The organism is Pseudarthrobacter sp. IC2-21 (assembly GCF_034048115.1).
Lineage (GTDB): Bacteria > Actinomycetota > Actinomycetes > Actinomycetales > Micrococcaceae > Arthrobacter > Arthrobacter naphthalenicus.
In genome coordinates this window covers 610,116-623,828 of record NZ_CP139145.1, presented here as the reverse complement: position 1 = coordinate 623,828, position 13,713 = coordinate 610,116, and the positions used below count along the sequence as shown (strand labels likewise).

Sequence of the window (13,713 nt, the reverse complement as noted above, 5' to 3'; positions counted from 1 at the left end):
ATGGGGGAACAAATGATCAAAACACAGACGGTGGTCCTCGCCGGAGCTTCGGGCTTTATCGGCAGGTACCTCCGCGCGCGCTTCGAGCGGGACGGCTGGGCGGTGCGCACCATCGGCCGCCGGGTCACGACCGGCACGGCGACGTCGGCGGGCTGGAACGACGACGGCGCCATCGCCCGGGTGCTGGACGGCACCGATCTCCTGGTGAACCTCGCCGGACGCTCCGTCCACTGCCGCTACAACGCGCGAAACAAAGCCGCTATCCTCGATTCCCGCGTTGCCACCACCGCGGCGCTTGGCCGCGCCCTGGCACGCTGCCAGGCGCCGCCGTCGTGCTGGCTTAACGCCAGCACCGGCACCATCTACCGGCACGCGGACGACCGGCCCCAAGCGGAGGCCGACGGCGAACTTGGCAGCGGCTTTTCCGTGGACGTGGCTCGGGCCTGGGAAGCTGCCCTGGCTGCGGCGGACACGCCCGGCACCCGGAAGATTCCGCTGCGGATCGCCATCGTGCTGGGACCTGGCGGCGGTGCGCTGCGCCCTTTCGCCACCCTGGCGCGGCTCGGCCTGGGCGGGCACATGGGCCCGGGAGGCCAGAAGTTCAGCTGGATTCATGTGGAAGATCTGTACCGTGCCGTCCGCTTCCTGCACGCACGGACTGACATTTCGGGCCCGGTGAATGTTGCCTCGCCGGACGTGGTGGGCAACCGCGAACTGATGCGGCTGGTCCGGCGGGCGTACGGTGCCAGGCTGGGCATCCCCACGCCGGAGTGGCTGCTGCGCCTGGGCGCGGTCCTGATCCGCACGGAAACCGAACTGGTGCTGAAAAGCCGGTGGGTGCAGCCGCAAAAGCTGATCGACGCCGGGTTCATCTTCCGGCAGCCCGAGCTGGGGCGCGCCCTGCTCAGCATCACCAAAGGCCGGCCGTGACGGGCGCCTGCGCCGCCATCGGACGGCTGGCGGTAGTACGCCTGGTGACCACGCGTGACGAAGTCGAGATCGGCGCCTGAGCCTGGCGTCCAGTCCTCGGCGTAAAGTTCAACGAGGAAGCCGACGGCCGCTTCCCCTACGACAAATACCTGCCGATCAACCGGCGGCTCGACGGATCGGTGCATGACTGGTGAACAAGCCAACACAAAATCCCGCCACGCCGTTCGACGTCATCGTGATGGGCGAAATCCTCGTAGAGGTCGCCACGGACGTCGCGTTCGCCCACGGCGTCCCGGCCCAGCTCGGCATCTCCGGGGACGCCCTCAACGTCGCGGCGGCCGCTGCGGCAGCCGGCGCCCGCGTTGGCCTGCTCTCGGCGCTGACCGACGACGACCTCGGCAAGGCCATCGCCGCCCGGGTTGTTGAACTCGGCATTTCCCCCGCCCTGCTGACATTCCGGACGGGACAGCAGGGCGTTTACCTGGTGCACTGCGACCCGGAGGGGCAGCGCGAATTCTCTTACGCCCGCAGCGGCAGCGTCGGTTCCAGCCTGGGCCCCGACGACGTCGATCCTGCAGTTTTCGCCGCTGCCGGGGCGGTGGTGGCAGGCGGCATCGCCTGCGCCATCTCCGCGTCGTCCCGCGCTGCCGTGGTGAAGGCGGCCGGCCTTGCCCGGCGCTTCGTCTTCGATCCGAACTTCCGCCCCCGGCTCACGTCCGCGGAGGACGCGACGGCGGCCCTGCTGGAAATTGCGCCGCGCACGTTCCTCGTCACGCCGTCGTTCCCGTCCGAAACATCCGCGCTCCTGGGCTGCAGTACGGCGGAAGAGGCGGCGGCGAAGCTCCGCAGCCTCGGCGCCGCAAACGTTGCCGTGACCTGCGGGGCCGAGGGCATCCAGCTTGATGGCGAAGGCCTGGATGGCTCGTGGATCGACGCCATTCCGGCCCCCGCGGTGGTGGACCAGACCGGAGCCGGCGATGCGTTCGTCGGCACCCTGACCGCCCGGATGGTCTTCGGCGACATGCTCCCCGTGGCGGCCCGGTACGGTGCCGCGGCAGCGTCTCTGGTCGTGGGCGGCAAGGGCGGTACGGGCTTCATCCCCACCCTGGCGCAGACCCAAGCCCATGCAGGAATTACTGGTACCGCATCATCGACACCGACGGGCTGGACGGCCTGAGAAAAGAGATCACCCATGGCTGACGCAACCAGCGTCCTGCACGTTTCCCCCGTTATTCCGGTCGTCACCATCGCCGACCCACAGCACGCGGTTCCCGTGGCCAGGGCGCTGGCTCACGGCGGCGTGCGGATCATCGAGCTCACGCTCCGGACCGGCAGCGCCCTCGAATCGCTTAAGCGGATCGCCAACGAGGTGCCGGACATCCTGGTGGGGGCCGGCACCATCCTCACACCCGCGCAGGCCGACGCCGCGGCGGGAGCCGGTGCGCAGTTCCTGGTGAGCCCCGGGGTAACACCGGCACTGCTGGACCACATGCTGCGGCTGAACATCCCGGTCCTCCCCGGCGTGGCCACCGTGGGCGAGGTAATGGCTGTCCTCGAACGGGGTCTGACGGCCATGAAATTCTTCCCGGCAGGGCCCGCCGGGGGCCCGGACTACCTAGCCGCCATCGGAGCTCCCATCCCGCAGGTGCAGTTCTGCCCCACCGGCGGCGTCAGCCTGGACTCAGCGCCGTCTTACCTCAAGCTGGCGAATGTCTCCTGTGTGGGAGGCAGCTGGCTGACCCCGCGCGCAGCCGTCGAGAGCAATGACTGGGAGCAGATCACCAGGCTCGCGCACGATGCTGCCGGTCTCAGCCGGGGCTAGTTCACGGGCCTCCGGGCGAGATTCGGACCGAGAAAGCCACTGGCGAAAGCCATGCGAAAACCATGGCGGAAAGCCTCGGGCGGAAGCTACAGTGGAAGCCGGTCCGGTTTCCACGTCGACCGGACCGCAGCGGGAAGGGAGGTGTTTTTGATGATTGCCATTGCCGTGCGCCCTCGGCGCCTCGAAACCATCAAAATAACCACCCCCGCCCCCAGCTTCCGTACCGCATAGGGCACTGCCCGCGGGATGCCACACCCTTGGGCCTTGCCCGCTAGTGGCCGGTGCCAGGGGGCTCCTTCCCGAGGTATCACACAGTGAAAAATTCTTCAGGCCCCGGCCTGGCCAGTCCTGTTACGTCCACATCCGGCATCGCCGGCCCAACCCTTTACGGCTACAACCCGGCCGTCGCGCGGCACTTCGCCGAAAACCCCGCACCCGCCTCCAGCGCGGACAATCCCTGCGAGCCCGGCCGCGTGGTGCGGGTTGACCGCAGCCTCGTTCTGGTGGCTGTGGGCATGGAGCTCCTGCACCTCCCCTACCCGCTTGATGCGGATGTGCCGGTCACGGGCGACTGGGTGTGGGTGGGACCCAACCGTGCGGGTGACCGCCAGATCCTCAGCGTGCTGCCCCGGCATTCGGAGCTTAGCCGGAAGCGTGCCTTCGAGGACTCCTCGGCCGCCCAGGTCCTTGCTGCGAACATGGACGTGATCGGCGTCGTGGTCCCGGTTGACCGGCCGCTCACGCACAACCGGCTCGAACGGACCCTCGTCGCCGCCTGGGATTCCGGCGCCGTTCCCCTGGTGATTATCACCAAGGCCGACCTGACGCACGTGGCGGACGACGTCGTCGGGCAGGTCATCCTGCAGGCGGCAGGGGTTGATGTGGTCACCACATCGGCGGAAAACGGGGACGGGATCGATAACCTGCTGGCACATCTGCCGCCGCGCAGCACTCTTGTCCTGCTGGGGCCCTCCGGGGCAGGTAAATCCACCCTGATCAATGCCCTGGTTGGCCACAACGTGCAGCACACCGGCGAGGTCCGGGCCGGTGATTTCAGGGGCAAGCACACCACCACGTCGCGGGAACTGGTGCCGCTGGCGCACGGCACGGTCCTCATGGACACGCCCGGCGTCCGCGGGTTCGGGCTGTTCGACGCCGACGACGGGATGCAGCAGATGTTCGGGGACGTGGAGGAGCTTGGCCGCCTCTGCCGGTTTTCCGATTGCGCCCACCAGCACGAACCCGGCTGCGCTGTGCAGGCCGCCCTCTCTGACGGCACGCTCGATGACCGCCGCTGGAACAACTACCGGAAACTCCAACGCGAACAGGCCGCGCTGGCCCGCCGCAAGGATGCCGCAGCCACCCGCGCCTACCAGCGCGAGTGGCACCAGAAAGTGGTGGGCGCGGGAAAATCCCAGCGTTCAGCAGAACGGGCCAGATCAGAGCGGGAGGAGGAACAGCGCTCAAAGCGGAAGCGGCGCTGAGCCACCGGGTGGCGGATGGCAGGATGGATCCATGACCTTTGCTTCAACCGCTGCCCAGTCCCCCGCCCAGTCCCCCGCCGTCGTCCTCACGATCGCAGGCTCCGAAGCCACCGGCGGCGCCGGCGCCCAGGCTGACCTGAAGACGTTCCAGGAGCTGGGCGTCTTTGGCATCGCCAACCTCACCTGCATCGTCTCCTTCGACCCCAACGACAACTGGAACCACCGGTTCGTGCCCATGGAGCAGCAGGTGATCGCGGACCAGCTGGAAGCCACGACGGCGGCGTACGGCGCCGCTGCCGGGGCGCCCTCCGGCGGGACTGAGCCGGGCCGCCCGGTCCTGGATACCGTCAAGATCGGCATGATGGGAAGCCCTGCGACCATTGGCACCGTGGCAGCAGCCCTGGCGGCGGGTGACTTCCGGAACGTGGTGTTGGATCCGGTGCTGATCTGCAAAGGCCAGGAACCCGGCCACGCGCTGGACACGGACCAGGCCCTCAAAGCGGAAATCCTGCCGCTGGCCACGTTCGTCACGCCCAACCACTTTGAAGCGGAATCGCTGTCCGGCCTGGTGATCACCGACGTCGAGTCCCTGAAGGCCGCGGCCATCCGCATCCATGAGCTCAGCGGGGCCGTGGTGCTCGCCAAGGGCGGGGTGCGGCTGTCAGGACCGGACGCCGTCGACGTTTACTACGACGGCGAGACCCTCGAAGTCCTCAGCGCCCCCAAAGTGGGCGAGGTGGCCGTGTCCGGTGCCGGCTGCTCGCTGGCCGCCGCGGTGACGGCGGAACTGGCCAAGGGCGCCGCGCCGCTCGAGGCTGCGCGGACCGCCAAGGCCTTTGTCACGGCAGGGATCCGGAACCGGGTGGCCTCCGGAGCCCCGTTCGACGCCCTCTGGCAGGGCGGCTCGCGCTAGCCACCCCCCACCATCTCCCCACCCGACCCCACCACACCCGAGGACGCTCTCTCAGTTAATGCCGGTTTTCGGACGACGCTCTCTCACTTTCTTCAAGAAAGTGAGAGAGCGTTCTCGATTTTCTTGCAGTAAGTGAGAGAGCGTCCGGAGCAAACGGACGACGGCGGGCAGTCGCGGTAATGCCCGCAATCACCCGTTCCGAACCCCCGGGCAGCCAGCCGCTCCCCTACCGCGGGTCGGCCACCGTTCCCATGAACAGGGGCAGGCCGGTCTCCACATGCACAACCTGGTAGTGGAACGGCCGGTTGAAGTCGAGGCTCCGCTCGGGCTCCGGCGGGGCACCGGTCACCATGCCGTTGATCTGGGTTACCGCGGCGGCAACGGTGCCCTTCTCGGCGACCGTGATGTTCGCTGCCTGGGCGGCCTGGGTGATCATCATCTGATGCTGGATGGTGTTGAAGTCTTCCGTGGTGTTGAGCATCGTCTGCAGGCCGAGGGAGTCGAAAACCTTCCGCAGGTCAAAGCTGGACTTGTGGTCCCAGCGGGGCAGCCGGATCTGCACGGAGGCCGGCCGGGCAGCATCCAAGGCGTCGGCGATTTCTGTGAGCTTCGCCGGACCGAAGTCCGCAGGGACGGGGCGGCCGGCGGCATCGGATGAGCGTTCCGGCAGGACCAACCGCATGACAAAACTGTCCGCGTAGGGAAGGTCAACCCCCTGCCAGCCGGCACCTTCCGCATATTTCATCCTGACTTCGTTGTGCATGGCCGGCACGTCGATCTCCTCGCCGGCGGCTGTGGTGAAGGGCAGATCGGAGGTGTTGTTCGGGTCGAACGGCGCTCTCCAGGCGGCGGCGAAGTACAGGGAATTGAGCAGGCTGAACGTGTTCCGGGGGTCATACCTTGCGGGGGCTTCCTTGATCCGCCCGCCGGTGTTCCGGTTCACCCACGCATCCATGGCCGGCTTGGTTGTACCCTCATCGCTGAAGTCCACGGGATACACGCCGGTTCCGTAGTGCCGGGCGAGGATGTCCAGGAAGGACTTCCCGGCGGGCACGCCCCTGTCCACGAACAGTCCGTTCGCTGCGTGCATCACCGGTTTCCGCGGCGGGTTCTCCTCATCCACGGAGCCGGGGTCGCCGTCGAACTTCTCAAGCGAGGCGAGAACCGCGTTCATCGCCTCATCGCGCCTCTCCGCAGGGAATTGCAGGACGGCGTCCATCTCGGCGGCCGTACCGCCGGACGCTCCGGTCCGCAGCATGGCGAGGGCAACCAGCAGGCTGCCGGGTGAGGAGACCACGTTCCCGCTCGGACCGTCGCGGCCGTCGGTCAGCAGTGCCGAACCGAGGACGAATGCGGACGCCCGGAAGGCGCGCAGTTCAGCGGCGTAGGAGGCGCGGTCCACCGAAACCCGTTCAACGCCGTCGGCCGTGACCAGCTCCGGCGGCGCCGGGGCCGCGCATCCTGCCACTGCCAGCACCGCGCCGAACGCCATCATCCGCTGTAAACGAAACACTTCCGTTGCCTCCCCCGGCGCATCAGGCGGGAATCCGCCTCGTCCCAGTCAATCAGCGACGGCGGTCCACGGCGAGCGCGGCAGGGTCACGCTTTGCGCTCATTTCCGTCTCAGGCGACGCGCGGGCGCTGGCGGACGCACCGGACCCGGGCTTAGCGCCGTGGAATGTTTCGCAGGTTGCTCCGCGCCATGCTGACCGCCTCGCCGGCACCGCGGTTCAGCACCACCTTGGACATGGCCGTCGCGAACCCCAGCACCTGCGTGCCGGAGATCTTCGGCGGCAGCGAGAGCGCCTGCGGATCGGTGATGAGCTCCACCAGCGAGGGGCCAGGATGGGCAAATGCCGCCCGGTAGGCCCCCTCGATGAGCGCCGGATCGGCGACCCGCACGGCGTGGAAACCCAGCGCCCGCGCCACCGCGGCGTAATCGGCGTCGGGCACGTCTACCCCGAAATCGGGCAGTCCGTCCACCAGCATCTCGAGCTTGACCATGCCCAGGGTGGAGTTGTTGAAAACCACCACGTTGACGGGCAGCTTGTGTGCGGCCACCGTGATGAGTTCGCCCAGCAGCATCGACAGGCCGCCGTCGCCGGAAACCGAGACCACCTGGCGCCCGGGGTAGGCCAGCTGGGCGCCGATGGCGTGCGGCAGGGCATTGGCCATGGAACCGTGCAGGTACGAACCGATCAGCCGGCGGGTGCCCAGCGGATTGATGTAGCGGGCCGTCCAGACGTTGCACATGCCGGTGTCCGCGGTGAAAATGGCGTCCTCCGCCGCAACCTGGTCGAGGAGTGATGCCGCGTATTCAGGGTGGATGGGCTGCTTCTTCTCCACTTTGCGGGTGTAGGCACGGACGGATTTGTTCATCAGCCTGTCGTGCTTCTTGAGCATCTGGTCAAGGAACCGGCGGCTTTTCTTGGGCTTCAGCAAGGGCATCAGCGCGGCCAGGGTGGGCAGCACGTCGCCGTGGACGGCGACGTCCACATCCGTCCGCCGGCCCAGCCGGTGGGCGGCCCGGTCCACCTGGGCGGTGCGGGTTTCCGGCAGGAACTGGTCGTAGGGGAAGTCGGTGCCCAGCAGGATCAGCAGGTCGGCGTCCTCGATCCCCTCGGCGGCAGCGCCGTAGCCCAGCAGGCCGGTCATGCCGATGTCGAAGGGGTTGTTGTACTGGACGAAGTCCTTGCCGCGGAGGGAGTGGCCGATCGGGGCGTTGATAAGTTCCGCGAGCGCGATCAGCTCATCGTGGGCACCCTCCACCCCGGCCCCGGCGAAGATCGCCACCTTCCCGGCGTCGTTGATCGCATCCGCCAGTTCCTGCACGCTTGCCGGGTCAGGCGTCAGTGTGGCGCGCCGGAAGGTGGCCGGGAGGGGCGTCGGTGCGGTCGCTTCCAGCCCGGCAATATCGCCGGGGAGCGTCACCACAGCCACGCCGCCGAGCCCAAGGGCATGCTGGATGGCGCTGTGCACCACGCGGGGCGCCTGCTCGGCGGTGCTCACCATTTCCGAGTAGACGGAGCATTCGTTGAAGAGCCGGTCAGGGTGGGTTTCCTGGAAGAAGCTGCTGCCGATCTGCTTGCTGGGGATGTGCGAGGCGATGGCCAGGACGGGTGCCCCGGAACGGTTCGCGTCGTACAGGCCGTTGATCAGGTGCAGGTTGCCGGGCCCGCAGGATCCGGCACAGACAGCCAGTTTGCCGGTCAGCTGGGCCTCGGCTGCTGCGGCGAAGGCTGCCGCCTCTTCGTGCCGGACGTGGACCCAGTCGATCCCGCCTTCCTTGGCGCCTCCCGTTTGCCGGACCGCATCAACAATCGGGTTGAGGCTGTCGCCCACGATCCCGTAAATCCGCTGCACACCGGCAGCCTGGAGTTGTTCGATGAGCTGGTTGGCGAGTTCTTTGGCCATGGTGCACACTCCCGCGATCAGGTTGAAGGGCTGGCTGGTTGAAGAGCTGGCTGTTGATGAGCCGACAGGGCCAATATAGTCCCGCCGCGTGCGCGCACGTCAGGACCCAGCCGGAACGCTCTCTCACTTAACGCAGAAAAACCCCTGACGCTCTCTCACTTTCCTGAAGAAAGTGAGAGAGCGTCACGGGAAAACCCACGTTAAGTGCGAGAGCGTCCGTGGGTGGCGGGGGCACCGGGCGGAGTGGGCGGACGACGGCGGGTGGGCACCCGCCGTCGTACGTCACCTGAAACTCTCCCCGCCGAAGTCCGCCGGAGTGCACTGTGGACCCCAGGAGCCGCTAGGCGTTGACGGCGTCCTTGTCCTTGTCCCCGTCCGTGGCCGGTCGCTTCCAGGCGTGGCCCTGTTCGTGGTCCAGGTGCGTGGGCTTCTTGTTCTTCAGGGCGAAGATGTATACCACCAGCGAAATGGCAATGGCAACGGTGACGTAGGTGAAGAACAGATCCACCCGCTCGGCCTTCTGGAACGCCGCACCAATCAGCGGAACGGTGCCGCCGAACAGCGAGTTGGCAATCGCGTAACCCAGGCCAACACCCAGCGCACGGATCGAAGCGGGGAACAGTTCAGCCTTCACCAGGGCGTTGATGGAGGTGTAGCCGCCCACGATCAGCAGGCCGCCCATCATCAGCAGGAACGCGGTGAACGGATCCTTGGTGCCGGCCAGCGTGGAGAGCAGCGGCCAGGTGAACAGCACGCCGGTGATGCCGAACCAGAGCAGGAGCGGCTTGCGGCCCACCTTGTCGGAAATGATGCCGTAGACGGGCTGGAGCAGCATAAAGATAAACAGGGCCCAGAAGTTGATCACGGAGGTGTCGGTCTTGGCGATGCCGGAGGTATCGTTCATGAACTTCAGGATGAAGTTGGTGTAGGTGTAGAACGCCACGGTGCCGCCGAGGGTGACGCCGATGCAGATCAGCAGCGGCTTCCAGTAGCTCGTAAGCAGCAGGCGCATGGTGCCCGGCTGCGCTTCGCCGGCCGCAACCGGGGCCTTGGCGGCGAGGACCTGCTCTTCGGAAACGGTCTCTTCCATCGAGCGCCGCAGCCACAGGACCACCAGGGCAGCCACGCCGCCGATGGCGAACGGGATACGCCAGCCCCACTCGGTGAGGTCACTCTTAGGCATGAAGTTCTGGAGGATGACCAGCACCAGCAGTGCCAGCATCTGGCCGCCGATCAGGGTGACGTACTGGAAGCTGGAGAAGAAGCCGCGGCGCTTGGACGTGGCGGCCTCGGACATGTAGGTGGCGCTGGTGCCGTATTCGCCGCCCACGGAGAAGCCCTGGATCAGGCGGATCAGGACCAGCAACACCAGTGCCCAGACACCCACCTGCTGCGTGGTGGGCAGGATGGCGATGGCGAAGGAGCCCGCGGACATCAGCGTCACGCTGAGGGTCAGCGCCGCCTTGCGGCCCTTCCGGTCGGCGTAGCGGCCGAAGAACCAGGCACCGATGGGACGCATGAGGAACGACGTCGAGAACACGGCCATCGCCTCGAGGCCGGCCTGAAGGTCGTCCTTGGAGTTGAAGAAGTGGGACTGGAAGTACGCGGCAAAGACCGTGTAAACGTAGAGGTCGTACCACTCCACGAGGTTGCCTGCTGAGCCCTTGAGGATGTTGCTCACTGCCCGGCGGGTCTGGGCTGCCTCACTCGGGACTTCGGTTTGCTGGGTGCTCATCGCTGAACCTTCCTAAGCTGCGGCGCCGCGGCTTCCTGGCGTAATTTCCTGCTGTCCATGGCAACATTGCCCATGGTTCCTCCTCGACATTGACGGTCCCCCGCACACGCCGAGGGCCTTATCCACGGTATGGGTGATGCACGGCACAACCTACGTGGCAGGCCATTTCCTAACACTTCCTTAGGTTTCGCCGGGGGCTGGGGGTAATCTCCAAAGCGGGCAGATTTCGGGTGCCCACCATCAGGAAGAGGGACCGTGCCATGGAATTGCTGATCGTCGAGGACGACGACGCCATGGCTTCCGCGCTCGCCGCCGCGGTGGTGTCCGCGGGCCACCATCCCACCCGTGTTGCCCGCGGGGCCGATGCCCTGCTGGTGCACCGGACATTCGGCGTGATCCTGCTGGACCTTGGGCTCCCGGACATGGACGGCCTGGAGGTGCTGCGGAAACTGCGCCAGGTCACCGCGGTGCCCATCCTGATCCTTACCGCGCGCGACGACGAACGCAGCGTGGTGCTTGGGCTGCGGTCCGGAGCGGATGACTATCTCGTCAAGCCGGTGAAGCTCGTTGAACTCCTTGCGCGCATCGAGGCGGTCACCCGCCGCGCCGGCCGCTACTCCGCCGCGACGCAAAAGAACATCGTGCTGGGTGACCTGGAGATCGACCTCGAACGGCGGGTGGCGGCCCGCGGTTCGGAAGAACTGCCGCTGACGGCCACCGAGTTCGACCTGCTCGCGCTTTTGGCCGGCCACGCGGGTTCGGTAGTGACCCGCGAACAGATCCTGGACGCCTTGTGGGGCGACGCGTTCGTGGCCTCCTCCCGCGCCCTGGACGTCCACCTGACGGGGCTGCGTTCCAAGCTCCAGCGGCCGGGCTTCATCATCAACGTCCGTGGCGTCGGCTACCGGATTGAGGCGGACCCCGCGTGAAGCTGCGCGTTCTGGCCATCCTGAGCGTGCTGTCCATCGTTATGGTCGTCTTTGGTTCCACCGCCATTCTGGCGTCCGTCAGCCGGGAACTGACCCAGGAACTCCAGATCAAGAGGGTGACGGCGCTCAACCGGTTCGCCCAAGTGGCTTTCGACGCCGCCACGGCCGGCGGGTCCGCGGGGCTCCAGACGGAGATGGACAGATACTCCGAACTCTACGGCGAAGGTGTCCTGATCCGCCTCCAGGGCGGGACGCTGCGCTCCGGCGGTCTCAGCGAGGAACGGGCCGATGCGGGTGAAGCGCTGGCCCGCGCAAACCTGAATCTCAGCGATACCACCCTTGCACCGCTCCAGCCGTTCGGACCCGATTCTGAGGTGGTGTCACGGCCCTTCGGCAGCGCCAGCCAGGTGCTGGGCGCAGTGGTCCTGGAGGTTAATCTGGACCCCGCCCGGCAGAAACTGCGGGAGCGGTGGCTGCTGGTGGGTCTGGCAGCAGCAGCGCTCGCCGCCGTGCTGTTGCTGGTCGCAGCCAGGGTGACCGGCTGGGTGCTCCGGCCGGTCCATCGGTTGAACTCCGCGGTGACGGAACTCGAGGCCACGGGCCGGACCGCCCGGCTTCCGGAGGCCGGGCCGCCGGAACTGCGGGAGCTCAGCCGGTCCTTCAGCAGGATGGCCCGGACGGTCAGCAGCAGCCTGGAATCGCAGCGGCAACTGATCGCCGACACCTCCCACGAGCTGCGCAATCCCGTGGGCGCCCTCCGGCTGAGGATCGACCTGCTCCAGCTCGAACTGCAGACCGCCAGGCAGAAAGATGCGGCGGCCGGTGTCCTGGCGGAACTAGAGCACGTGGAGGGCCTCCTGGAGGGTGTGCTGAAGCTGGCGGCGGCGGAACACAGGGTGAGTGAAGACTCGTTCCGCGCATCGGCCGGTGAGTCCCGCAGCGTTTCGGGCGGGATGCAGGCACCCATCGATCCGTACCCGGCCCTCCAGGAGGAGGCCGAACGGGCCGGGCCGGCCGCCCGGCGCACCGGTGCCTCCATAACCGTGGACAGCCCGCCCGAACCGGCGGCGCACATCGTCTGCAACGCCGCCGAACTGGCCCAGATGGTTGCTGAACTGATCAATAATGCCCTCAAATACGCGCCGGGTGCCCACATCCGCATGGCCATCCGTCCGCTTCCGGGCGCGGTGGGCATTGAAGTGGCCGACGACGGTCCCGGGCTGTCCGCCGACGAACGGGCAGCAGCCACTGGCCGCTTCTGGCGCTCCCCCCGGAACCGTGGCACCCGCGGCACCGGCCTGGGCATGACCATCGTGGACAAGCTGGCGGCCGCCAACGGGGGCCGCCTGATGCTCTCCGACGCCACTCCGCACGGTCTGGTTGCGCGTCTCGAGTTTCCGCCTGTGGCCGCGGAGCCGGAGAAGCCGGAGAAGCCGGATGAATGATCCTCTCGCGTTCCCAATCGCTCTGCCGCGACGGGCGGTGCTTAATGCCGGTTTCGCCGCCGGGCTGGCCGGCCTCTTCCTGCCGGCTCTTAGCGGGTGCACGCGTGATGACCGGCCGGACGCCGTGACCGTCGCCGGCGGCGAACCGGGTGGGTTCTACCTGGAGTTCGCCGGGCTGCTGGCGGAGGCACTGCAACGCCATGGGGTGGCGGGCAAGGCCACGGCGCTGACAACGGGCGGCAGCCTGGATAACCTGGACTTCCTCCTCGCGGGCCGCGCCACGTTCGGCGTCGCACTCTCTGACTCGGCGGCCCAGCGGGCAGCGGCGGGCGACGCAACCGCCGTCGGGATTGCCGCCGTCGGGAAGGTCTATGAGAACTATGTCCACTGCGTTGTGCGGCGGGACAGCGGCATCGTGGACATTGCAGGGCTGGCCGGCCGGACCGTGGCCGTCGGGGAACCCGGTTCCGGGACGTCCCTGACCACACCCCGGCTGATTGAGGCGGCCGGGTTGAGCTCTGCGCCCGGACCGGGACCCGCCGCCGGGGGTACCGTCACTGTCCTGAATCTGGGGCTCAACGAGGGTCTTGCGGCGCTGCAAAAGGGCTCGGTTGAAGCGCTGTTTTGGTCCGGCGGCGTGCCCACTGCTGCCATCGCGGCTGCTCACAGCGCCACGGGCCTGAGGCTGCTGGACCTGGCCGCGCTCCTTCCGGCGCTGCGGGCCAAATACGGACTGTTCTACGATCGTGTCCTGATCCCGGAAGGCGCTTACCCGGGCATTCCGGCGGTCTGGACGGTGGGGGTGGCCAATCTCCTGCTGTGCCGGAGCGATGCGGACGCCGGGACGGTGCGGAAGACAGTGGAAATCCTGGTGGGCCACGCGGAGGAACTCGTTCCGCGGTCCAGCCTGGGCGTCCAGTTCCTCAGCCCCGAATCGCTGATCAACACCCCGGGGCTGCCGCTCCACCCCGCGGCGGCCGCGGCGTACCGGGAGCTCCACGGCTGATGAAACGCTCTCTCACTTAATGCGGAAAAATCCCG

Annotated in this window: 11 protein-coding genes; 8 read left to right on the top strand and 3 right to left on the bottom strand. The window is 67.5% G+C overall.

Annotated elements, in window-relative coordinates; translation table 11 throughout:
• Positions 1-12 precede the first annotated feature (12 nt).
• From SBP01_RS02950 to SBP01_RS02930, 5 genes are all read left to right on the top strand, one after another.
• Positions 13-930, top strand: coding sequence for a TIGR01777 family oxidoreductase (locus tag SBP01_RS02950; RefSeq protein ID WP_320537424.1), 918 nt, complete (start codon positions 13-15; stop codon positions 928-930).
• 190 nt (positions 931-1,120) lie between these two features.
• A complete protein-coding gene (locus tag SBP01_RS02945; protein WP_320537423.1) occupies positions 1,121-2,107 on the top strand; it encodes a PfkB family carbohydrate kinase in 987 nt (328 codons plus the stop codon).
• Between the two features lie 15 nt (positions 2,108-2,122).
• A complete protein-coding gene (gene eda, locus SBP01_RS02940; RefSeq protein WP_320537422.1) occupies positions 2,123-2,752 on the top strand; it encodes a bifunctional 4-hydroxy-2-oxoglutarate aldolase/2-dehydro-3-deoxy-phosphogluconate aldolase in 630 nt (209 codons plus the stop codon).
• A gap of 314 nt (positions 2,753-3,066) precedes the next feature.
• Entirely contained in the window at positions 3,067-4,236 is a 1,170-nt protein-coding gene (gene rsgA, locus SBP01_RS02935) for a ribosome small subunit-dependent GTPase A (RefSeq protein WP_320537421.1), read from the top strand.
• Positions 4,237-4,267: 31 nt separating this feature from the next.
• Complete coding sequence (locus SBP01_RS02930; protein ID WP_320537420.1) at positions 4,268-5,149, top strand: hydroxymethylpyrimidine/phosphomethylpyrimidine kinase; 882 nt, start codon at positions 4,268-4,270, stop codon at positions 5,147-5,149.
• A 226-nt stretch (positions 5,150-5,375) separates the two neighbouring features.
• On the opposite strand, the gene SBP01_RS02925 is transcribed toward SBP01_RS02930, so the two are convergent.
• The 3 genes from SBP01_RS02925 to SBP01_RS02915 form a co-directional block, all read right to left on the bottom strand.
• Entirely contained in the window at positions 5,376-6,644 is a 1,269-nt protein-coding gene (locus SBP01_RS02925; RefSeq protein WP_320538270.1) for a serpin family protein, read from the bottom strand.
• A gap of 170 nt (positions 6,645-6,814) precedes the next feature.
• Positions 6,815-8,563 (bottom strand): pyruvate dehydrogenase, encoded by a 1,749-nt coding sequence (locus SBP01_RS02920; protein ID WP_320537419.1) that lies wholly within the window; start codon positions 8,561-8,563, stop codon positions 6,815-6,817.
• Positions 8,564-8,903: 340 nt separating this feature from the next.
• Entirely contained in the window at positions 8,904-10,298 is a 1,395-nt protein-coding gene (locus tag SBP01_RS02915; protein WP_275214134.1) for an MFS transporter, read from the bottom strand.
• Positions 10,299-10,558: 260 nt separating this feature from the next.
• Here SBP01_RS02915 and SBP01_RS02910 point away from each other — a divergent pair, with 260 nt between their 5' ends.
• Genes SBP01_RS02910 through SBP01_RS02900 form a run of 3 tightly spaced genes read left to right on the top strand, consistent with a single transcriptional unit; the run spans position 10,559 to position 13,678 of the window.
• Positions 10,559-11,227: a response regulator transcription factor gene (locus tag SBP01_RS02910; RefSeq protein WP_320537418.1), complete on the top strand. Its 669-nt coding sequence runs from the start codon at positions 10,559-10,561 to the stop codon at positions 11,225-11,227.
• Positions 11,224-12,672, top strand: coding sequence for a HAMP domain-containing sensor histidine kinase (locus tag SBP01_RS02905; RefSeq protein ID WP_320537417.1), 1,449 nt, complete (start codon positions 11,224-11,226; stop codon positions 12,670-12,672). Before SBP01_RS02910 ends, SBP01_RS02905 begins: the two co-directional genes overlap by 4 nt.
• Positions 12,665-13,678 (top strand): TAXI family TRAP transporter solute-binding subunit, encoded by a 1,014-nt coding sequence (locus tag SBP01_RS02900; protein ID WP_320537416.1) that lies wholly within the window; start codon positions 12,665-12,667, stop codon positions 13,676-13,678. Before SBP01_RS02905 ends, SBP01_RS02900 begins: the two co-directional genes overlap by 8 nt.
• The last annotated feature ends 35 nt before the right edge of the window (positions 13,679-13,713 follow it).